Source organism: Streptomyces sp. NBC_00344 (genome assembly GCF_036088315.1).
In the GTDB taxonomy this organism is placed as follows: Bacteria; Actinomycetota; Actinomycetes; order Streptomycetales; family Streptomycetaceae; genus Streptomyces.
In genome coordinates, this window is record NZ_CP107996.1 from 1,522,369 (window position 1) to 1,543,795 (window position 21,427).

Genomic DNA, 21,427 nt, shown 5'->3' on the forward strand with positions numbered 1-21,427 from the left:
CGCCGGGTCTCGGGCGGGTGCGGGCCGGGACACGGAAGTCCCGGCCCCCATCGGTCTGTTACTGGTTCGCCAGGACCTGGTTGACCTGCTGCTCAGCGGTGGAGAGCAGTTTGTCGACGTTCGCGTTCTTGTTGGTCAGGACGCCCGACATCGCGTTGTCGAGGACCTTGTAGATCTCCTGGGCCTTGGCCGGCTCGGCCTTGCCCTTGATCGGGTTGCCCATGAAGGGCTTGAAGTTCTCGACCGGCATGGTGGCGCTGTCGGTGCGGGCCTGCAGGTCCGTCGCCTTGATGCCACCGGTCCAGAAGTTCGGCTGCGGCAGACCGACGGGCAGCGCGTCGGTCTTCTGGCGCGCCCAGTCGAACTGCCCCTTGCCGGGTGTGAGGTTCTTGTAGTTGTCCCAGGCGATGGCGGCCTTGATCTTGTCCGGGGAGCTGCCCTTCTTGATCATGTAGTCGTTGCCGCCGAAGAGCGTCGCCCGGCCGCCCGGGATCGGGCCCATGCCGTAGTCCTCGAACTTGGCGCCCAGTTGCTGGACCATGTAGGTCAGATCATCGGGCGCCGCGAGGAACATGCCGAGTTTGTCGGTGGAAATCTGCTTCTGCAGATCACCCCACTTGAGCAGCTGGGTCTTGCCCATGCTGTCGTCGTCCCAGCGCATGGACTTGAGGTTCGACAGGACCTTCTTGCCGATGGCGTCGTTGAACGCCGCCTTCTTGCCGTCCGGAGTGACGACATCGCCGCCCAGGCCGTACATCTCGGCGGTGAAGTGCCAGCCGCCCTGGTTGGTCGCGCTGTAGTCGCCGTAGCCCGAGATCCCCTTGCCGAGACCGGCGATCGCCTTGGCGTCCTTGCGCACGTCCTCCCAGGTCGTCGGCGGCTGGTTCGGGTCGAGCCCCGCCTGCTTGAAGAGCTTGCGGTTGATCATGAGACCCATGGTGTAGTTGCTGGTGGGCAGCCCGTAGAGCTTTCCGTCCTTCTTCAGGACGTTCGTCACGTTCGGGTCGATGCTGCCGAGCGCAGGGACCGTCTTCTCGTTCACATACGCCGAGATGTCCTCGGCGCCGTTGTTGTCCAGCACCTGCTGCAGGTCGGTGAAGTAGGTGTAGAAGACATCGGGCTGGGACCTGCCCTTGAGGGCCGCCGTGAAGCGCGTGGGCTCCTCGCACTGGCCGGGCGTCGACCTGCCCTGGATCGTGACGTTCGGGTACTTCTTGTTGAACTCCTTGACGTCCTCCTTCCACTCGCGCAGCTCGGCGGCCTTCGCGGCCGGCGGCATGCAGTCCATGGTCAGCGTGACCTTGGTCTTCGGGTCGAGTGGAGCGGACGGATCTGAGCTGCCGCCACCTGAGCCCTTGCTGTCGTCGCTGCTGCTGGTGCCGCAGGCGGCCAGAGCGGTCAGAGCGAGAGCGGAGACGAGGGCCGCCGCCGTGGTGCGGCGGTGGGTCGGGCGGAACCAGGTGCTTCTCATCGGTGGTCCCCTTGTGGGCAAGAGCGCGGGAAGCCCACAGCTGCGTCGCTGTGTGGCGGCGCAAACTCAACCACCGACAACAGCTCTCCGCAAGATGTCGCGCAGATTCCGCAAATTTTTGACAGCTATCGGCTCCTGTTGCGCGACACCTGCGCGGTCGAGCCGCGCACCACGAGTTCGGGTTCGAAGAGCAACTCGTCGGAGGGCACCGCAGCCCCTCCGATCTGCACGGACAGCAGTTCCACGGCAGCTCGGCCCATCGCCTCGATGGGCTGCCGGACGGTGGTCAGCGGCGGCTCCGTGCAGTTCATGAAGGCCGAATCGTCATAGCCGACGATCGAGATGTCACCTGGCACCGAAAGGCCCCGGCGACGGGCCGCACGCACCGCTCCGAGGGCGAGCGGGTCACTGGCGCAGATGACTCCGGTGACCCCTTCGTCCAGCAGCCGGCTCGCGGCGGCCTGACCGCCTTCGAGGGAGAACATCGCCCGCACGACCCGCTCGTCCGGCAGCTCGGCACCGAGCTCGGCGGCGATCGCGCGCGCAGCGTCGAGCTTGCGCATCGACGGGACGTGATCATTGGGCCCCAGCACCAGGCCGATCCGCTCGTGTCCGAGCGAGGCCAGATGCCGCCAGGCCTGGTCGAGCGCCACCGCGTCGTCACAGGAAACACCCGGAAAACCGAGGTGGGCGATGGCCGCGTTGATCAGCACCACCGGGATCTTGCGGTCGGCGAGCACCTTGTAGTGGTCGTGCGGAGCGTCCAGCTGGTGATAGAGACCGCCGGCGAACACGACTCCCGACACCTGCTGCTCGAGCAGCAGCTCCACGTAGTCGGACTCCGACACCCCGCCCTTGGTCTGGGTGCAGAGCACAGGGGTGAGCCCCTGCTGGGCCAGTGCCCCGCCGACCACTTCGGCGAAGGCCGGGAAGATCGGGTTCTGGAGTTCGGGGAGCACAAGACCGACCAGCCGGGCACGTTCGCCCCGCAGCTGGGTCGGGCGTTCGTATCCCAGAACGTCGAGTGCGGAGAGAACCGCCTGTCGGGTGGCCTCGGAGACTCCGGGCCGGCCGTTGAGCACCCGGCTGACCGTGGCCTCACTGACCCCGACTTTCCGGGCCACCTGTGCAAGTCGTCGCGTCATGCACGCAAGATTAGCGCAAGAACCGCAAGCGGTTTGCGTAGTCGTGGAAACTTCCGGTTATCGTTCCAGCCCTCTACCGTTCGTCCACATGAACACCGGACAGCCCAGGAGACTACGCATCGGGTTGCCCCGGCGCGTCTTCTCCCAGGTACTGCTGATGCAACTGGCCATAGCCGGCGGGGTCGCCGTACTGGCCACCGGCCTCTTTCTGCGCCCGCTCAGCGCCCAGCTCGACGACGAGGCCATGCGGCGTGCGCTCGCGATCGCCGAGACTACTGCCTCACCGCGGATCGCCGGGGAACTTCTCCGTACTCCGCCGACGGTGAACGGCCCTGTACAGGCCTACGCCGAGCGGATCCAGAAGGCGACCGGGGCCGAGTACATCGTGATCTGCGACCGCCGTGGGGTGCGCTGGTCGCATCCCACCCCCTCGGAGGTCGGCCGGCCCGTCTCCACCAGCGCCAGCGCCCCGCTGTCCGGCCATGAGGTGATGGGGATCGACACGGGGACCCTGGGCCGCTCGGCCCGCGGCAAGGTCCCGCTCCGTGACGACCACGGGCGGATCGTCGGCGCGGTCTCGGTCGGCATCACGTACGACAGCGTGCGCACCCAGCTGCTGGGCATGGTTCCCGGTCTGCTCGCCTACGCCGGCGGGGCGCTCGCCGCGGGTGCGCTGGCCGCGTACCTGATCTCCCGCCGCCTCCAACGACAGACGCACGACCTTGCGTTCTCCGACATCTCGGCGCTGCTCGCCGAGCGCGAGGCGATGCTGCACGGGATCCGGGAGGGTGTGGTGGCCCTCGACAGCGAAAACAAGATCCGGCTCATGAACGACGAGGCGCAGCGGCTGCTGAATCTCGGATCGGAGGCCATCGGACTCCCCCTCGCCGACGCGCTCGGTGAGGGACGTATCGCCGACGTACTGGCGGGGCGGGTGACGGGCGACGACCTGCTGACCGTCCGCGGTCAGCGGGTTCTGATCACCAACCGCATGCCGACCGACGACGGTGGCGCCGTGGCCACTCTCCGCGACAGGACGGAACTCGAGCGGCTCGGCCGCGAGCTCGACTCCACACGTGGACTGATAGACGCGCTGCGCGCCCAGGACCACGAGCACGCGAACCGGATGCACACCCTCCTCGGCCTTCTCGAACTGGAGATGCACGAGGAGGCCGCCGACTTCGTCACCGAGGTGGTGGGTGTCCACCGCACCACGGCCGAACGGGTCACCGAGAAGATCCACGATCCGCTGCTGGCCGCCCTGCTCGTGGGCAAGGCGGCGGTCGCGGCGGAGCGCGGGGTGTCGCTGCGGCTCACCCCCGACACCCTGCTGGCCGACCGGCTGGTGGACCCGCAGGGTCTGGTGACGATCGTCGGCAACCTGGTGGACAACGCCCTGGACGCCGTGTCCGCGTCTCCCGGCGCGCATGTGGAGGTCGAACTGCACGGCGAGGGCCACAGCGCCGTACTGCAGGTCCGCGACAGCGGGACGGGCATTCCCGAGGGGCAGCGCGAGCTGGTCTTCACGGAGGGCTGGTCGACCAAGAAGCCGCCCGCGCACGGCAAGCGCGGCCTGGGACTGGCCCTGGTCCGCAGACTTGCCGAACGGCAGGGCGGCAGCGCCCGGGCCGGGCAGAGCGCGGCGGGGGGAGCCGAATTCACCGTCGTACTCCCGGAAGCGCTCGCCGAACCGGGACTCGCGTCGGCGGACAGCGCGCGATGACCCCGCCCGGGGGCGCTGCGCAGCGCCCCCGGGAGCCTGACCGGCGGTTCAGTGGGCCTTCTTCGCGAACTCAGTTGTGTACGTCTTGCTGAGGTCCACCGTGGCGTTCTTGAGGTTCGGATTGAAGGCTTTGAGTACCTTCTCGACCGTCTCGGGACCGTTCGCGGGCATCACACCGTCCGTGGTGAACATCGGCAGCGTCGACTTGATGGACTGCGCGTAGAGCGTCTTGCCTCCCTGCGCGTAGTCGGCCGGCATCTTCGCCGCGATCTCCTCCGGCGAGTGCGACGACATCCACTTCAGGGTCTTCACGAAGGCGTTGGCCAGCTTCTGCACCGTCGCCTTGTGGCCGTCGACCCAGTCGGCGTTCATGTACAGGCTCGACGAGGGGTAGGGGCCACCGAGCGCGGCCTGTGATCCTGCGGGCGTACGCATGTCGAGCAGGACCTTGCCGAGCTTCTGGTCCACGATGTTCGCGACCGTCGGGTCGGTCGTCATCCCGCCCTGGATCGAGCCCTGCTTCAGCGCGGCGACGAAGGTCTGACCCGCCCCCACCGCGACCGGTGTGAACTCGCTGGTCTTCACTCCGTTGTGGACCGCCAGATATTTGGTGAGGAAGTCGGTGGACGAACCGAGGCCGGTGACGCCGAGCTTCTTGCCCTTGAAGTCCTTGGGGCTGCTGATGTCCCCGGCGGCCTTGTTGGAGACCATCTCGACCTCGCCGGGCGCGTGCGAGAACTGCACCACGGACTCCACGTGCTTGCCCTTGACCTGAAGATCGAGAGTGTGGTCGTAGAAGCCGACGGCGCCCTGGACGTCCCCGGAGACGAGCGCGGTCTCGGCCTGGACACCCGCGGGCTCGGTCAGCAGCGAGACATCGAGCCCCTGGTCCTTGAAGTAACCCAGGCGCTGGGTGAGCATCGCGGGCATGTAGATGACCTTGTCGAGGCCGCCCACCATGATCTTGACCTTGTTGCTGTTCTTCCCCTCGTCCGCGGAGTTACCGCCACAGCCGGTGAGCGCGGTGAGCGCCAGCACACCCGACACTGCGGCCGCCGACACCTTGAAGATGCTGCGCATGTTCATCACGTCCCTGTGATTTATACGGAACGGGCCGGATGTCCGGCCGGTTCTGCCAAAAGATCCGAAGCCCAGCGGGGCACGGGGGTGCGGATACTCGGTATCGCGAGGCCCCGCGGGGAGTTGTCCGGCCTCAGCGCTCGGCGCCGGCCTCGATCGGCCGCCACTTGAACAGGCGGCGTTCCGCGAAGGTGAGCAGTCCCTCGGTCAGCAGCGCGACAACGGCGAGAATGACCATCGCGGCGTAGACGCCGGAGGCGTTGAAGGTGCTCTGGGATGCGGAGACCAGCAGCCCGAGGCCCTTGGTCGCACCGATGTACTCACCGACAATCGCACCGATCAGCGCGAAGCCGAAGCTCACATGCAGGCTGGTGAAGATCCATGATGTGGCGGAGGGAATGACCACCTGGAAGGTCACCCGGCGGTTGCTCGCGCCCAGGATCCTGGCGTTGGCGACGAGGTTCCGGTCGACCTCCTTGGCGCCCTGGAAGGCGTTGAAGAAGACCGGAAAGAAGACGAGGACAACGGCCGAAGCGATCTTCGATGTGGTGCCGAGCCCGAACCAGATCAGGAAGATCGGGGCCAGCACGATGCGCGGAATGGCGTTGAGCACCTTGATGTACGGGCCGAGCACGTCGGAGAGGAAGCGGATCCGGCCGAGGGTGATGCCGAGGACCACACCGGCGATCACACCGACGATCCAGCCGACCAGCGCCTCGTACATCGTGTAGTAGATCTGTTCCCAGAGAGAACCCTGGGCGGTGCCGTGCACGGCCCACTCCTGGATCTGGTCCCAGATCTTCGACGGCATCGAGAAGTTGAAGGTGTCGATGACCCCGGCTCTGGCCAGCACCTCCCACAGGCCGATGCCCGCGATCAGCAGCACGGCTCGGGTCGCGTACACGAGGAAGCGGCGGTTGCGGGCCGCGCGCCGGCGCTCCTGGGTGCGGGTCTGCTTTCCGGCGGCGATCGGGACGGACCCGCCGGTGCCTGCGGCCCCTGCCGTGTCCTGGACGGACGGTTCTGCGGCGGCGGTCTTCTCCACCGGCTCGGTCTCAGGCGGCATCGACGGCACCTCGCTCACGTGTGATGCGGACTTCTTCGCCCAGCGAGGACCAGATCTCCCGGTAGATCTCGATGAACCTCGGCTCCAGACGGACGGTTTCGACCTTCCGCGGCCTCGGCAGATCGATCTCGAAGACCTGCTTGACGGTCGCCGGGCCGGCGGTCATCACGACGACCTTGTCGGCGAGCGCGATGGACTCCTCCAGGTCGTGGGTGACGAAGACCACCGAAGATCCGGTGCCCGCCCACAGTTCCAGCAGTTCGTCGGACATCAGGGCCCTGGTCTGGACGTCGAGCGCCGAGAACGGCTCGTCCATCAGCAGGATCTCGGGATCGTTGACGAGGGTCGCCGCGAGCGCCACGCGCTTGCGCTGGCCGCCCGAGAGCTGGTGCGGGTAACGGTCCTCGAAGGACGACAGGCCGACCCGGGCCAGCCACTCGCGCGCCTTCTCCCTGGCCTCGCCCTTCGGCACGCCGCGGAACAGCGGTCCCGCCATGACGTTGGACAGCACGGTCCGCCAGGGGAAGACGGCATCCTGCTGAAAGACGAATCCGACCTTGTCGCCGATGCCCCGGACCGGCTCACCAGCCACCAGCACCTCGCCGTCGGTAGGCTCCTCGAGGCCGCTGACCAGCGTCAGCGTGGTCGATTTGCCACAGCCGGTGGGGCCGACGACGGCAACGAATTCACCCCGGCCGACGGTGAGGTTCAGCTCTCTTACGGCGGTGTGCGGCACCCCTGACGGGGTGCGGAACACCTTGGTGGCGCCCCGCAACTCAATGGCAGGGCTGTTGTCTGTGCTCATGGACCGGGACCGTAGATGTGGCAGATGCCACAGCGGCAGCCTTGTGGGCGCAAGGCAGTCTTGTGCCTGCAAGACACTGTTGTGCTCGTTTTGCGCGCGCTACAACTACCTCGTTGCAACACCGCTTCAACAGAGAGCAGCCCGATGATTGATGTACTGGTGGTCGATGACGACTTCCGTGTCGCTGAGATCAACGCTGCGTATGTGTCGAGGGTTCCCGGTTTCCGGGTCGCCGCCCGTGCGCACAACGCCTCGCAGGCGATGGCGGCGCTCGAGCGCGAGCACATCGATCTGGTTCTGCTCGACCACTATCTGCCGGACGAGACGGGTCTTTCGCTGGTCCGCCGTATGCGGCAGTTCGGCCACCACACCGATGTGATCATGGTGACCGCGGCAGGTGATGTGGCGACCGTCCAGGCCGCCATGCGCCATGGCGCCCTGCATTACCTGGTCAAACCGTTCACTTTCTCCGTGCTGCGCTCCCGTCTCGACAGTTATGCCGCACTCCGCCGCACGGTCAGCCGGGTGGGAGGCAGCGGTCAGAGCGCCGGCCAGGAACAGGTCGACCGGATGTTCAGCGCGCTGCGCACCACGGGGCCCGCCTCCTCGTCGGGGCTGCCCAGCGGTCACTCCGTGCCGACGTCGGAGCTGATCCGCGACGTGCTCAGTGGTGCACTCCAGCCGCTGTCGGCCCATGAGGTGGCCTCCAGGACCGGCCTGAGCCGGTCCACCGCACAGCGATATCTGCGTCAGCTGGAGCAGACGGGACGGTTGAGGCTGACGCTGAAATACGGGGACACCGGACGGCCCGAGCACCGCTATGCCTGGGCCGTGCCCGGATCAGACGGCGCCGGCGCCGGTAAGTGACCGCACCTCCGTCTCGGCGTGCCTGGCCGCGTCCGGCGGCTCGGCCGATGTGACCGTCCCGAGCCAGCCCGCCAGGAAACCGAGCGGAATGGAGACCAGGCCCGGATTCTCCAGCGGGAAGAACTGGAAGTCCACGTCCGGGAACAGGGATGCCGGGCTGCCCGACACGATGGGCGAGAGCACCACCAGCGCCACGGCGGGGATCAGCCCCCCGTACACCGCCCAGACGGCTCCCCGGGTGGTGAAGTTCCGCCAGAACAGTGAGTAGAGCAGCACGGGGAGATTGGCCGATGCGGCGACGGCGAAAGCCAGGCCGACCAGGAAGGCGACGTTCAGATCCTTCGCCAGAAGCCCGAGGGCGATGGCCATCGCACCGATACCCGCTGCCGCGACCCTGGCCACCGCTACTTCGCTGTACTGCCTGGCATGGCGGCGTTTGAGTGACGCATAGAGGTCGTGCGCCACGGACGCGGACGAGGCCAGGGTGATCCCGGCGACGACGGCGAGGATGGTGGCGAAGGCGACAGCGGCGACCACGGCGAAGAGCACCGTGCCACCGGTCGAGCCCGCTCCCCCGCCGACCTCGAGGGCCAGTAGCGGGACGGCAGTGTTGCCCGCCGGGTTGGATGCTCGTACCTCGGCGGTTCCGACCAGCGCCGCAGCACCGAACCCGAGCACGATCGTCATCAGGTAGAAGCCGCCGATGAGCCCGATGGACCAGACGACGGAGCGACGGGCGGCGCGCGCGGTGGGCACGGTGTAGAAGCGCGACAGGATGTGCGGCAGGCCGGCGGTGCCGAGCACCAGCGCCAGTCCGAGACTGATGAAGTCGAAGCGGGAGGTCCAGTCCGCTCCATATTTGAGACCCGGTGCCAGGAAGCTCTTTCCGTGACCACTGTGGTTCGCCGCGGAGTCGAGCAGCGCGTTGAAGTTGCCGTGGAAACGCACCAGGACAAGCACGGTGAGCAGGATCGAGCCGGCCATCAGCAGCACGGTCTTGATGATCTGGATCCAGGTGGTGGCCCGCATTCCGCCAAGCGTCACATAGACGACCATCAGGGCTCCGACACCGATTACCGTCCAGGCCTGGGCCGCCCCGCTGTCCCCTCCGAGCAGCAGGGACACCAGACTGCCGGCGCCGACCATCTGTGCCACCAGATAGAGCACGGACACAGTGACCGACGAGGACCCCACCGCGATGCGTACCGGGCGTTCACTCATCCGGGCCGCGACCACGTCGGCGAGGGTGAACCGGCCGCAATTGCGCACCAGTTCGGCGACCAGGAGCAGGACCACCAGCCAGGCGACGAGGAAGCCGACCGAGTAGAGCATGCCGTCGTAGCCGAAGAGAGCGATCAGTCCGGAGATACCGAGGAAGGAGGCGGCGGACATGTAGTCCCCCGCGATGGCGAACCCGTTCTCCATGGGTGAGAAAAGCCGCCCGCCCACATAGAACTCCTCCGCGGAACCATGCCGGTTACGGCTCACCCAGGTGGTGATGGCGAGTGTGGTCGCGATGAACGCGCTGAAGAGCAGCAGCGCCAGGGTCTGGTGCTGTGTCGTGATCGTCTCGCCGCTCAACGGTTGATCCCCCGCGTCAATTCCTGCGTGTCCCACCGGAGATCGAGCGCCGCCCTGTCCCGGCGCAGCCGGGCATGACGGGCGTATGCCCAGGTCAGAACAAAGGTGGAAAGGAACTGTCCAAGGCCCGCGACCATGGCCACGTTCACCGCACCGGTTACCGGGCGGGCCATGAACCCCGGTGCTGTTGTGGCCAGAACGACATACGCCACGTACCAGGCGAAGAAGGCGGACACCGCGGGGACGACGAACCGCCGGTAACGGCTGCGTACTTCCTGGAACGCGGCGCTGCTCTGTACTTCCAGATAGATGTCGGCCGCGCTGCGGCTGAGCTCAGGGGCCGCCTGCGCCGGCACGACCGCAGGAGAGCCCGTCCCGTCCAACTCGCCCCAGCCGGAGGCCAACGCGTCGTACCAGGGGTCGTCCAGCCGCACCTCAGCGGCGTCGAGCCCTTCGTCCTTCTCCACCGAACACCCTCTCCCTGTGCGCAACCGCTGCGGTCGCGTGCCCAAGGATGGGTATTTTCGGGAGCTCGATAGCCCATATCGCCCCGCCTTCACCCCATTAGGTGACGGATGTACCCGGTGGCAGGGCGAGGCCCTCCCGATAGGCGTAACGCATGGCCTGCACACGGTCGCGAACACCTGTCTTGGCGAACAGGTTGTTGATGTGCGTCTTCACTGTGGCCGTGGAGATGTGCAGGGATCGGGCGATCTCCGGGTTGGAAAGGCCTTCGGCGATCAGTGCCAGAATCTCGGCCTCGCGCGAAGTGAGGCCGTCGGGGAGTTCCACCATCTCCCTTGCGGACGGCGGAGCAGTGACCCGCTCGACAAGCATCCGCTGCACGCTGGGCGACAGCCCCGCCTGCCCCGCCAGCACGTCCTCGATGGCACGGACGATCTCGTCACCGCCCGCGTCCTTGGTGAGATAGCCACGGGCCCCTGCGCGCAGCGCGGGAAAGAGCGACTGGTCATCCGAGAACGTCGTGAGCACCACGACCTGGGTGGACGGATACTCGGCCCGGATGCGACGGGTCGCCTCGACACCGTCACAGCGAGGCATCCGAAGGTCCATGAGGACCACATCGGGGGCGTGCTCGGCGACCAGAGCGATCGCCTCCAGCCCGTCCCTTGCCGCACCGACGACCTCGATGCCCGGCAGCAGCCCCAGCAGCATCACAATTCCCTCGCGCACAACGGACTGGTCGTCGGCCACCACTACCCGTGCTGTCATGCCGGCACCCTCAGTCTCACCAGGAAGCCCTCCTCGTCCGGTCCGGCCTCCAGCGTTCCGCCAAGGAGTTCAGCCCGCTCCTGCATTCCCAGCAGACCGTAACCCGAGCCACTGACAGCCAGCTCGCTCACCGGGGCCCGAGCACCCGAATCCCTTATCTCCAGGACGACTTCTTCGGCCAGATACTCAAGCCTCACGCGGACGTCGGCGCCGGGCGCGTGCTTGCGCACATTTGTCATCGCTTCCTGTGCCACCCGCCGCACAGCCTGGGACGCCTCAGCCCGCAGAGGTCTGTGCTCGCCGGTCACCGCAAGTCCGGCCCCCGGGACCACCTCCTGCAGAAACTCCTCCACGGGTGTCATCTCACCGCGCAGGGCCGAGAGTGCCTGGCGGGTCTCGGCCAGCCCTTCGCGCGCCATCCCCCGCGCCGCCACCACTCGCTCCAGGACCTGCTCAGACCCCGCGTCCCGCTCGATGAGCAGCCGTGCGGCCTCCAGGTGCACGAGTTGCGCGGAGAGGCTGTGAGCGAGCACGTCGTGGATCTCCCGGGCGATACGGGAACGCTCGGCCAGTGCGGCGGACTCGGCCTCGGCGGCCAGCGCAGCCCGTTCCTGCTCGATCAGCCGCTGGGCCGTCCCCCGCGCCTCGGCGTCCAGTCGGAGCACATAGCCCCCCAGGGCCAGCCCCGCCGTGGTGATCGCCGTGGTGATCAGTCGGTCGTTGTTCAGCAGTGCGTAGGCGCCGAGCGCGGTGATGGTGCAGGGCAGTGCTGCCGCAAGGGGAAGCCGCTCGATGGCGCTGACGGCGCAACCGCACCAGAGAACGGTGGCCGGAACGGAGAATCCCGTCTGCTGCGCTGCAAGGGCGGCGGCCATCAGTACCGTGAGCAGACCCACGGAGGACCACAGCCGGTGATCCAGACTTGTCCGGAAGAAAAGCCAGGCGACGAAGGCACAGACCACCACGCCCGCCACGGCCCCCGCCACGCCCCAGCCCTGAACATCATCCCGGGCGACAGTGCTCCAGAGCAGCGCTGAGATGAAGACGAACCGAAGGGCCCGGGCGAAGTCACGCCGGGTCTTTGTCAGACCAGCCCGGGAGAGCGCTTCACGAGAGGGCCATCTCGTCCAGGCACTGACGGTCATACGCGGTCCTTCCAAGCCGGTACCGGCGTTCCGGCTCCAGAAACACCGTACGACGGCGCTATCCGGCCGGCCCGCCACACCAGCACCCCGGACCGTACGAGCAGGGAGGCCGCCAGCGCGAGCAGCAGCGCCCCGGTGCCGAGGTGCACTCCGGCCAGCGCGGCGGCGCCCACAACTCCGAGGCGTACCCCCAGCCCCAGCACCCAGACCGCGGCGGTGGCCTTTGTGCCCCGGGCCCAGACCGTCCCGTCGGGCTCCGTCCACATCTTGGTCGTCCAGGCCCAGGCGGCGCCCATTACCAGTCCTGTCAGCAGCTCCACCGCTATCAGCGCGACCGACTCGGTGCCGTGGTGGGTGTCGAGGAGGCCGGGCCGGCGCAGTCCGAAGAAAACCAGCACCGCGGGGATCAGCCACCAGCGCCCGCCATGGTCGATCTGCTGCGTCCGGAACTGCCGCACCAGCACGAGGGCGACGGCCGCGGCAATCAGCAGGGCATCGGTGAACGTGGACGCTGTCATGCGGGCCTCCGATGAGCGGGGAAGGGGTACGCCTTCGACGCTACGGAAAGGCCCTGACCAGCAGATCGGAGCAGAGGTGGACCGTGGGTGGAGCTTCGGCTCCACCCACGGGTGGACCGGACGGCAGCCGCTCAGGCGTCGATACGAGAGCGGTCCATGGTCGCGGCTGAGCTGGTGATGAATTCCTTGCGCGGCGCGACCTCGTTGCCCATCAGCAGATCGAAGACCTGCTCCGACGACTCCAGGTCACCGATGTTGATCCGGCGCAGCGTGCGGAACCGGGGATCCATGGTCGTCTCGGCCAGCTGGTCGGCATCCATCTCGCCCAGCCCCTTGTAGCGCTGGATCGAGTCCTTGAAGCGGACGTTCTTCCGCTGGAATTCCAGCAGCTTCTGCCGCAGCTCGTTGTCCGAGTACGTGTAGACGTACTTGTCCTGGCCCTTCTTGGGCTGGACAAGCTCGATGCGGTGCAGCGGCGGTACCGCGGCGAAGACCCGGCCCGCCTCCACCATCGGCCGCATATAACGCTGGAAGAGCGTCAGCAGCAGAATGCGGATGTGAGCGCCGTCGACGTCGGCGTCGACCAGCAGCACGATCTTGCCGTACCGCGCCGCGTCGATGTCGAAGGTCCGCCCGGACCCCGCCCCTATGACCTGGATGATGGCACCGCACTCGGCGTTCTTCAGCATGTCCGAGACCGAGGCCTTCTGGACGTTGAGGATCTTGCCCCGGATGGGCAGCAGCGCCTGGAATTCGGAGTTCCGGGCGAGCTTCGCCGTACCGAGCGCGGAGTCTCCCTCAACGATGAAGAGCTCGCTGCGCTCCACGTCGTCACTGCGGCAGTCCGCGAGTTTGGCCGGCAGCGAGGAGGACTCCAGCGCGGTCTTGCGACGCTGCGCGTCCTTGTGCTGGCGGGCGGCGATCCGGGTACGTGCGGCGGCCACGGCCTTCTCCAGGACCGCGCGCGCCTGCGCCTTTCCGTCCCGCCGCGTGGAGGTCAGGAAGGCCTTGAGTTCCTTGGCCACGACATTCGCGACGATCCGATTGGCCGCGGATGTGCCCAGAACCTCCTTGGTCTGTCCCTCGAACTGGGGCTCCGCCAGGCGCACGGTCACCACCGCGGTCAGCCCCTCCAGGGCGTCGTCCTTGACGACGTCGTCCTCGGCGACCCGCAGCAGCTTGGCGGAGCGGAGCACCTCGTTGACGGTCCTGGTGAGCGAGCGCTCGAACCCGGATACATGGGTGCCGCCCTTGGGCGTCGCGATGATGTTGACGAAGGACTTGACCGTGGTGTCGTAGCCGGTACCCCAGCGCAGCGCGATGTCGACGGCGAGGTCACGAGTGACCTCGGTGGGGGTCATGTGGCCGCGGTCGTCGAGAACCGGAACGGTCTCCTTGAAGGTGCCCTGACCGGTGAGCCGCTGTACGTCGCAGACCGCTTTGTCCTGCGCCAGATACTCACAGAACTCGCTGATGCCGCCGTCGAACCGGAAGGTCTCCTCCGACTTCCCGGCGCCGTCGAGACCGCGCTCGTCGCGCACCACGAGCGTCAGCCCCGGCACCAGGAACGCCGTCTGGCGGGCCCGCTGGTGCAGGTGCTCCAGGGAGAGCTTCGCATCCTTCAGGAAGATCTGCCGGTCGGCCCAGTAACGCACCCGGGTGCCAGTTCTGGTCTTCGGCACCCGCTTGCCCTTGAGCAGCCCGTTGGCCGGGTCGAAGGGGCTGTCGGAGCCACTCTCGCTGAACATGCCGGGAACACCCCGGCGGAAGCTGATGGAGTGGGTGGCGCTGTTGCGGTCCACTTCCACGTCAAGCCGCGAGGACAGAGCGTTGACCACGGAAGCGCCGACACCGTGCAGACCGCCGGATGCCGCATACGAGCCGCCACCGAACTTTCCGCCCGCGTGCAGCTTGGTCATGACGACCTCGATACCGGACAGCCCGGTCTTGGGCTCGACGTCGACCGGGATGCCCCGGCCGTTGTCCCGAACCTCTACGGAGCCGTCATCGTGAAGAATGACATCGATGTGATCGCAGTAGCCGCCGAGGGCCTCGTCGACCGAATTGTCGATGATCTCCCAGAGACAGTGCATCAGTCCGCGGCTGTCGGTGGACCCGATGTACATGCCGGGCCGCTTCCGGACCGCTTCGAGCCCTTCGAGTACGAGCAGGTGCCGCGCGGTGTAGTTGGAGCCATCACGGTCCGCTCCGCTCAACAGCGCAGTGGACGGCACGGACATATCGGCGGTCACGCGGTTCGCTCCTCGCTGAATTTACTTTTGGCCCCAGTGGGTATAGGCCGGGCATCGGTCGCCTGTCAGAGCGTACAGAGCCCTGGTAGAGCCGTTGTTACGCCACCCTAGAAGATTCACGCCCCAAACCAGCACCGTACACTTGTTCGATACCACCTTGGAGTGAAGCACACATCACGTTCCCTTCGAGGCATGAACCATTTAGGCTCCGGGCACGTCCTCATCAACAACCGGCAGCCAGCCGGGAGGGCCAAAGAAGACAAGCAACGCGAAACCGTAAAGCCATCGCAATACGGCTCATTCGCCGCCAACCGGCAGCAGACGGCCACCTTGACAAAAAGTTTCGAGGAAAAGCCGAGAGCGGGAACGTTTTCGGCCTGGTTGGATGTTGACCCTGGTACGACAGCTCGTCGAGCTAGAGAAGAGGCGACGTGACTACTGTTCTGACCCCCGCGAGCCCGCTGACGGCCGCTGACCGCTGCGACCGATGCGGCGCCCAGGCATACCTGCGCGTCGTACTCACCAGCGGCGGCGAACTGCTCTTCTGCGCCCACCATGGTCGTAAGTTCGAGCCAGAACTCAAGAAGATCGCCGCGGACATACAGGATGAGACGGACCGCCTGACGGCCGTCCAGGACCATTCCCAAGAAGAGGATCGCTGATACCTCGAACCCACGACGAGCCAAGGACCGGATTGAAGTCGGTCGACGGGCGGCCTCGCCTGGATCCCCAGGAGAGGCCGTCCGTTCTCATACCCGGACCGGAACGGTGCTCAACCGTGCGTATTCACGGCGTGAACCATCGCCGACACCCGGGTGTACACCCCTGGGCTCTGGGCCCGGCCACACCCGGCCCCCCAGGAGACCAGCCCGATGAGCCTTCCGCCGGCTACCAGCGGACCGCCGCTGTCTCCTTGGCAGGCGTCGTGACCACCGCCAGGATCCCCCGCGCAGAGCATCGTCGACGCCTCGTATTTCTCAGTCACCGACCCTGGGTAGGCGTCCGCGCACCGGGCATCGGGAAGCACTGACACCCAGGTGACGTGCAGTAGCGTGGGGTAATCTCCGCCGCCGGTCGTGTCACCCCATCCATAGACCTCGGCTGCCGTACCGGGCCGCTCGGCCGGGTCCTCGGCGCCCGCCATCCGGATCACGTCCGAGCCGGGTAGCGGCCGCGACAGCGTCAGTACCGCCAGGTCCCCACCTTCGGCGTATCGCTCGTATCCCGGGTTGATCCATTCGGCGTCCACCGAAATCTCCCGGCCACCGGGTGCCCGCAGATCGCTACGACCGGCGATGGCCTTCAAGTCATGAACCTGGTCGAGCGGCCCCCCGAGAACCTCACGGGTCAGACAATGGGCCGCTGTCACCACTTTGCGTGGCGCCACCGCCACACCTCCGCAGAACTGACCGGCCCTGCGGTTCCCGAACCGCTCCCGGCTGGAGAGCGCCACCATCCACGGGCTCGCGGACACGGATACCGCGCGGCCGCCGACCACCGCACTGTCGGCAGCTGCGGGTACGGACAGAGCCGGTGCCGCGACGGCTGCCGCGGCGGACAGCATCAGGACTCCTGCCAGCGCTCGGACGGTAGGACGACGCATACCTTCCCCTGACTCTCCGGTGGAACTTCTTCACCCAGAGTGAATCAGGCTGCGGCCGACCGTGCCCGCAGGCACCAGACAGATGGTGCACAGCGGGCCCAGGCCCTCCCGAAGGAGGGCCTGGGCCCGCTGTGCCATGCCGTACCGTGCGGTGAAGGTCTAGTCGAGGTAGTCGCGCAGAACCTGCGACCGCGACGGGTGGCGCAGCTTCGACATGGTCTTCGACTCGATCTGACGGATCCGCTCACGCGTCACGCCGTAGACCTTGCCGATCTCGTCGAGCGTCTTCGGCTGGCCATCGGTGAGCCCGAAGCGCATGGAGACCACGCCCGCCTCACGCTCGGACAGCGTGTCCAGCACCGAGTGCAGCTGTTCCTGGAGGAGCGTGAAACTGACCGCATCCGCCGGGACGACAGCCTCGGAGTCCTCGATGAGGTCACCGAACTCGCTGTCGCCGTCCTCACCGAGGGGGGTGTGGAGGGAGATCGGCTCACGGCCGTACTTCTGGACCTCGATGACCTTCTCGGGGGTCATGTCGAGCTCCTTGGCCAGCTCCTCCGGGGTGGGCTCACGACCCAGGTCCTGGAGCATCTGACGCTGGACTCGAGCGAGCTTGTTGATGACCTCGACCATGTGCACCGGGATACGAATGGTGCGGGCCTGGTCGGCCATGGCGCGCGTGATCGCCTGACGGATCCACCAGGTGGCGTACGTGGAGAACTTGTAGCCCTTGGTGTAGTCGAACTTCTCGACCGCACGGATCAGACCGAGGTTGCCCTCCTGGATCAGGTCGAGGAAGAGCATTCCGCGGCCGGTGTAACGCTTGGCGAGCGAGACGACAAGACGGAGGTTGGCCTCGAGCAGGTGGTTCTTGGCCCGGCGGCCGTCCTCGGCGATGATCTCCAGTTCACGCTTGAGCTTCGGCGCGAGCTTGTCGGAGTTGGCCAGCTTGTCCTCGGCGAAGAGCCCTGCCTCGATCCGCTTGGCGAGCTCCACCTCCTGCTCCGCGTTGAGGAGCGGAACCTTGCCGATCTGCTTCAGGTAGTCCTTGACCGGGTCCGCGGTCGCACCTGCAACAGCAACCTGCTGCGCCGGGGCGTCGTCCTCGTCGTCGTCGGAGAGAACGAAGCCCTTGGCCTCGCCGCCCTCTTCTTCCTCCTCGCCGGCCTTGGCTGCGGGAGTCTCCTCCGCCTCGTCACCGTCGAGTACCTCGTCGGCGTCCTTCTTGGAGGCGGTCTTCTTCGCGGCGCTCTTCTTGGCGACCGTCTTCTTCGCGGCGCTCTTCTTGGCGGCCGTCTTCTTCGCAGCGGCCTTCTTGGCGGGCTCTGATTCTTCAGCCACGACGTCCACGCTCTCGGCAGCCGGTGCCGCCGTAGCCGCCACGGTCTTCGTCGTGGTCGTCTTGGCCGCGACAGTCCTGGTGGCGGTGCGCTTCACCGGGCTCTTGGCGGCGACGCTCTTGCGGGTGCGCTTGGGCGACTCCGCGGCACTGACCATCAGAGTCACACCCTCTTCCTCGAGGATCTGGTTGAGGCTGCGCAGAACGTTCTTCCACTGGGTGGCCGGAATCTGGTCGGCCTCGAAGGCCCGGCGCACGTCGTCGCCTGCGATCTGCCCATCAGCCTTTCCCCGCTCGATGAGCGCCATGACAGACTCGGACTCGGCGATCTCCGGCGGGAGAGTACGGGATGTGCTGGCCGACACGAACAACCTCTCGAAACGATGGAAACGGCTTCCGGCTCCGCCCTTGACGGGCCTGGAACCGACGACCGCCGGCTGGGGATGTACCGACGGCGCGGGCTGAACCTCGGAGCGGTACAGCGCCACCAACGACGACTGCATTCCCTCTTCGGCTACCACCTCTTAGGTCATCGCGCTGCTTCGAGGAGTGTTACGCCCAATCTGCGTGGCCCGAGTCACACCTCATTCACGACCCATGCCGTCATATAGGACATCTACCCACAATCGTGTCGCCGGACCCCCGTGGGACCCGGCGACACAGAGTGCAGGATCACGCCCCGGCCGTGGTGCGCACTCAGTGCTCACGCGGCGCGGGAACGACGCGCTCCACCTCGGGATGGACGGTGAGCAGTTGACGCATGGCCGCCTCAGCCGCCTGGGGGTCGTTCGCGGCGAGCGCGTCCGTGATCCGGGCGTGATGCACGAGCGAGATCTCGGTCGGGCAGTCACATCCGGTGACGGGTCCGCCGGAGACCTGGAGTGCCCCGGAGACAATGCCCGAGAGGTGTTCCAGCATGCGGTTGCCCGCGAGCTGGATCAGAAGGGCATGAAACTCGGCGTCCGCCCGGGAGAAGGTGATCGAGTCGCCCTGCGCGAGCGCATGGCTCATGATCTCGACCATGTCGGCCAGGCGCTGCTGCATGTCCTCGCGACCATGCCCGGCGGCGAGACGAGCGGCGAGCGGTTCGATCGTCCAGCGCAGCTCGCTCAGCTCACGGCGCTGATCGTCCCGCTGCGGCCCGAAAGCCCGCCATTCGATGATGTCGGGGTCGAGCAGGTTCCAGTCACTGACGGGCCGGACCCGGGTACCGACATTGGGGCGGGCGCTCACCAGCCCCTTGGCCTCAAGAACGCGCAGCGACTCGCGCACCACAGTGCGCGACACCTCGAAGCGCTGACCGATCTCCTCGGGAACGAGCGGGCGGTCGGCGCCGAGATCGCCGGAGACGATCATCTGCCCCAGCTGCTGGACGAGTTGACCGTGCAATCCGCGGCCGCGGCTACCTGAGGGCCGCCGGCCGACGGCCCGGCCCAACTCGGCATCGCCCCCGCCCCAGGAAGGGGGCCCGACGCGATCGGCGCCGGGGGCCTCGGCATACGAAAAGCGTTCGCGTTCGCCCGGCCCCGAGAGGCCTGACTCGGTTGTCCGGACGGGGTTCATCATGGAGTGCGCAAGGGTAGTCACGCATCCTTTGTCGGCCTGCTAAGGGCCCCTCTTGAGGTCTTTGGTGAAAAGCACACGAAAGGGTGATCACCGATCTCCCTGTAATTGACGCCTTATCGGAAAGATGCGGGCATTCTGTGAGGAGTTGCGTACAGCCCGGTACCGATAGCGTCCAAGATGCTCACCAACGCGCCCTGCTGCGAAGGCCAGTGAACAGATATGCGCAGAGCAGAGCCGTCAGCGACAGAGCGAGCGCCGCCCCGACGGGCTGAGCGAACAGCCGCAGAAAAGCCATCAGCCAGCGGTCGGCGCGATCCGGCCACTCCACCCAGGCCACTTCGCGCAACCGGAGGGGGAAGCCTGTGAGTGAACGAGCCGCCGGGCCCGCGAAGAGGGTTTGTACCAGGGGAACAACGGCAACCGGCACCGCGAGCACGGAGGCCAGGCCCGCGGTCGTGCTTCTGAAGACGCCGGCCCCCAGCAGCCCGGCCCATGCGCAGCCCACTGTGAGCCCCGCCCAACTGACGCTCAGAAAGGGCCAGTTCTCTGGGATTTCTGCCAAGTCACCCCCGTAGAGCAGACGGAGCGCTCCGCTGTCAGCAGCCGCGGTCAACAGCGCGAGCAAGAGGGCAGTCCCGGCCGACACCGTGAGTTTGGCGACGAGGAGGCCCATACGCCGGGGAACGATCCCTTGTCTCGCGGCCAGGGCGGGATAGCGGTATTCGTCACCGAAGGCCAGTGCGCCCAGCAGGCCTGCCCCGACCGCCGCGGGTGGCAGCGGAAGAACACGCGGCCAGGCCGCCAACAGGTGGGGCAGCGGAGTCTGGCCTGCCCGGGCGAGCAGAGCTGCCGTGGCCGCCGAGACAATGAGAACGCTGACCAGGATCAGGAGCGGGAGTCTGACGCCGAAACCTCTGCGCAGCTCGTATCGCAAAGGCCTCAGGGGCCCCTGGGCGGCGCGCCGGACGATCACCGGCGGCACTTCCGCGTACTGAGCGGCGGTCCCGATCAGGGGCACCGGGGCCCCACCCTCAGAAGTCATGGGCTCGTCATCGGCATCGCCGGCTCGGTGCCGCGCGGGTTCCGAGCTGCTGCTTCCGGAGCCGGGCTCGGGTCCGGTGCCGGAGGGCCCCATGTCACCGGTCTCGTCGGCGAGCTGATGAATAAGAATCCCGTGCCGGAAGGCGGTCTCGCCGACCTCGGCACAGCTGCTGCCGTAGACCGAGAGCCGGCTGCCGCTTTCGGCGACGATTTCCACGGATCGGTGACCGGCACGGGCCTCGCGGCCCAGAAGCCCGGCGAGACGCACCGTGTGCGGCGTGCGCACCGCGACGCGCGGGCGGAGGCGGGTACGGGCGAAGTCGGCGACCTGCTGGTCCGCGACAAGACGCCCGTCGTCGATCGTGACGACATGGTCGGCATTCCTGGCGGCCGACTTGGGGTCGCTGGTTGTGTAGAGGACCGTGCCACCGCGAGCCGCGTGAGTGCGCAGCAGTCCGAACAGCCAGCCGCTGTCGCCCGGCGAGAGCCCTTCTGCGGCGTCGTCGAGAAGCAGCGCGTGCGGCTCGGCCAGAAGTGCGGCGGCAAGGCCCAGCCTGCGGTCCATACCGAGGGAGAGCGTGCCGAGCCGGTGACCGGACAGGCCACCCAGGCCCACGAAATCCATCAGCTCGTCCGCGCGGGCGGCGGGCACTCCGGAGGCCGCACAGAGCATACGGAGCTGGCCGCGGACCGTCCGCTGGGGGTGGCCGGGGACATCGCCCAGCAGAGTTCCCACCTCGCCTGCCGGGCGTGTGATGCGGTGCAGCTCAAGACCACGGAAGTAGGTGGTACCCCGGCCCTGCTCGAGTTCGAGCATCAGCCGAAGGACTGTGGTCTTTCCCGATCCCGGCGCGCCGAGAAGCGCGGTGACAGTGCCAGGGGCGGCCTCGAAGGTCAGATTGTCCACAATGGGCGGGCAATCCCGGCGGGGGGTACTGGTGAGTCCGATGGCCTGGAGCATCGCTTCTCTCGCGGTAGCGGGACCGCCTGAC

18 protein-coding genes are annotated in these 21,427 nt (G+C 67.2%); 3 read left to right on the plus strand and 15 right to left on the minus strand.

What is annotated here, in order from left to right:
• Positions 1 to 58: 58 nt before the first annotated feature.
• Both OHS16_RS06755 and OHS16_RS06760 read right to left on the minus strand, forming a co-directional pair.
• Positions 59 to 1,471, minus strand: a complete 1,413-nt coding sequence (locus tag OHS16_RS06755) for an extracellular solute-binding protein (protein ID WP_328536263.1) — start codon at positions 1,469 to 1,471, stop codon at positions 59 to 61.
• A gap of 125 nt (positions 1,472 to 1,596) precedes the next feature.
• Positions 1,597 to 2,616 (minus strand): LacI family DNA-binding transcriptional regulator, encoded by a 1,020-nt coding sequence (locus OHS16_RS06760; protein ID WP_328536264.1) that lies wholly within the window; start codon positions 2,614 to 2,616, stop codon positions 1,597 to 1,599.
• 88 nt (positions 2,617 to 2,704) lie between these two features.
• Here OHS16_RS06760 and OHS16_RS06765 point away from each other — a divergent pair, with 88 nt between their 5' ends.
• A complete protein-coding gene (locus OHS16_RS06765; protein ID WP_328536265.1) occupies positions 2,705 to 4,339 on the plus strand; it encodes a sensor histidine kinase in 1,635 nt (544 codons plus the stop codon).
• A 48-nt stretch (positions 4,340 to 4,387) separates the two neighbouring features.
• Here OHS16_RS06765 and OHS16_RS06770 read toward each other — a convergent pair whose 3' ends face one another.
• The 3 genes from OHS16_RS06770 to OHS16_RS06780 form a co-directional block, all read right to left on the minus strand.
• A complete protein-coding gene (locus OHS16_RS06770; protein ID WP_328536266.1) occupies positions 4,388 to 5,419 on the minus strand; it encodes an ABC transporter substrate-binding protein in 1,032 nt (343 codons plus the stop codon).
• 133 nt (positions 5,420 to 5,552) lie between these two features.
• Positions 5,553 to 6,485 (minus strand): ABC transporter permease, encoded by a 933-nt coding sequence (locus tag OHS16_RS06775; protein ID WP_328536267.1) that lies wholly within the window; start codon positions 6,483 to 6,485, stop codon positions 5,553 to 5,555.
• Positions 6,475 to 7,290, minus strand: coding sequence for an ABC transporter ATP-binding protein (locus tag OHS16_RS06780; protein WP_328536268.1), 816 nt, complete (start codon positions 7,288 to 7,290; stop codon positions 6,475 to 6,477). Before OHS16_RS06780 ends, OHS16_RS06775 begins: the two co-directional genes overlap by 11 nt.
• Positions 7,291 to 7,434: 144 nt before the next feature.
• Between OHS16_RS06780 and OHS16_RS06785 the strand changes: the two genes are divergently transcribed.
• The gene (locus OHS16_RS06785) at positions 7,435 to 8,157 is read left to right on the plus strand and encodes a response regulator (protein ID WP_328536269.1); all 723 of its coding nucleotides are present in this window, start codon (positions 7,435 to 7,437) and stop codon (positions 8,155 to 8,157) included.
• Here OHS16_RS06785 and OHS16_RS06790 read toward each other — a convergent pair.
• The 6 genes from OHS16_RS06790 to OHS16_RS06815 all read right to left on the minus strand — a co-directional run bounded on the left by OHS16_RS06790 (position 8,131) and on the right by OHS16_RS06815 (position 14,886).
• Positions 8,131 to 9,723, minus strand: a complete 1,593-nt coding sequence (locus tag OHS16_RS06790) for a solute symporter family protein (RefSeq protein WP_328540740.1) — start codon at positions 9,721 to 9,723, stop codon at positions 8,131 to 8,133. The two genes, OHS16_RS06785 and OHS16_RS06790, sit on opposite strands and share 27 nt — an antisense overlap.
• Positions 9,724 to 9,734: 11 nt before the next feature.
• Positions 9,735 to 10,205, minus strand: coding sequence for a DUF485 domain-containing protein (locus OHS16_RS06795; RefSeq protein ID WP_328536270.1), 471 nt, complete (start codon positions 10,203 to 10,205; stop codon positions 9,735 to 9,737).
• Positions 10,206 to 10,302: 97 nt separating this feature from the next.
• Complete coding sequence (locus OHS16_RS06800) at positions 10,303 to 10,971, minus strand: response regulator transcription factor (protein ID WP_328536271.1); 669 nt, start codon at positions 10,969 to 10,971, stop codon at positions 10,303 to 10,305.
• Positions 10,968 to 12,116 (minus strand): sensor histidine kinase, encoded by a 1,149-nt coding sequence (locus OHS16_RS06805; protein WP_328536272.1) that lies wholly within the window; start codon positions 12,114 to 12,116, stop codon positions 10,968 to 10,970. Before OHS16_RS06805 ends, OHS16_RS06800 begins: the two co-directional genes overlap by 4 nt.
• Positions 12,113 to 12,634 (minus strand): DUF1453 domain-containing protein, encoded by a 522-nt coding sequence (locus tag OHS16_RS06810; protein WP_328536273.1) that lies wholly within the window; start codon positions 12,632 to 12,634, stop codon positions 12,113 to 12,115. Before OHS16_RS06810 ends, OHS16_RS06805 begins: the two co-directional genes overlap by 4 nt.
• A 131-nt stretch (positions 12,635 to 12,765) precedes the next feature.
• The gene (locus tag OHS16_RS06815; RefSeq protein ID WP_328536274.1) at positions 12,766 to 14,886 is read right to left on the minus strand and encodes a DNA gyrase/topoisomerase IV subunit B; all 2,121 of its coding nucleotides are present in this window, start codon (positions 14,884 to 14,886) and stop codon (positions 12,766 to 12,768) included.
• A 431-nt stretch (positions 14,887 to 15,317) separates the two neighbouring features.
• Between OHS16_RS06815 and OHS16_RS06820 the strand changes: the two genes are divergently transcribed.
• A complete protein-coding gene (locus OHS16_RS06820) occupies positions 15,318 to 15,548 on the plus strand; it encodes a DUF7455 domain-containing protein (protein ID WP_328536275.1) in 231 nt (76 codons plus the stop codon).
• A gap of 110 nt (positions 15,549 to 15,658) precedes the next feature.
• On the opposite strand, the gene OHS16_RS06825 is transcribed toward OHS16_RS06820, so the two are convergent.
• The 4 genes from OHS16_RS06825 to OHS16_RS06840 form a co-directional block, all read right to left on the minus strand.
• Entirely contained in the window at positions 15,659 to 16,489 is an 831-nt protein-coding gene (locus OHS16_RS06825) for a S1 family peptidase (protein WP_328536276.1), read from the minus strand.
• 159 nt (positions 16,490 to 16,648) lie between these two features.
• Positions 16,649 to 18,193 carry an RNA polymerase sigma factor gene (locus tag OHS16_RS06830; protein ID WP_328536277.1) on the minus strand — a complete coding sequence of 515 codons (1,545 nt, stop codon included), beginning with the start codon at positions 18,191 to 18,193 and terminating at the stop codon, positions 16,649 to 16,651.
• Positions 18,194 to 18,524: 331 nt separating this feature from the next.
• Positions 18,525 to 19,391 (minus strand): FadR/GntR family transcriptional regulator, encoded by an 867-nt coding sequence (locus OHS16_RS06835; protein ID WP_443042750.1) that lies wholly within the window; start codon positions 19,389 to 19,391, stop codon positions 18,525 to 18,527.
• A 184-nt stretch (positions 19,392 to 19,575) separates the two neighbouring features.
• A complete protein-coding gene (locus tag OHS16_RS06840; protein ID WP_328536279.1) occupies positions 19,576 to 21,396 on the minus strand; it encodes an ATP-binding cassette domain-containing protein in 1,821 nt (606 codons plus the stop codon).
• Positions 21,397 to 21,427 lie beyond the last annotated feature (31 nt).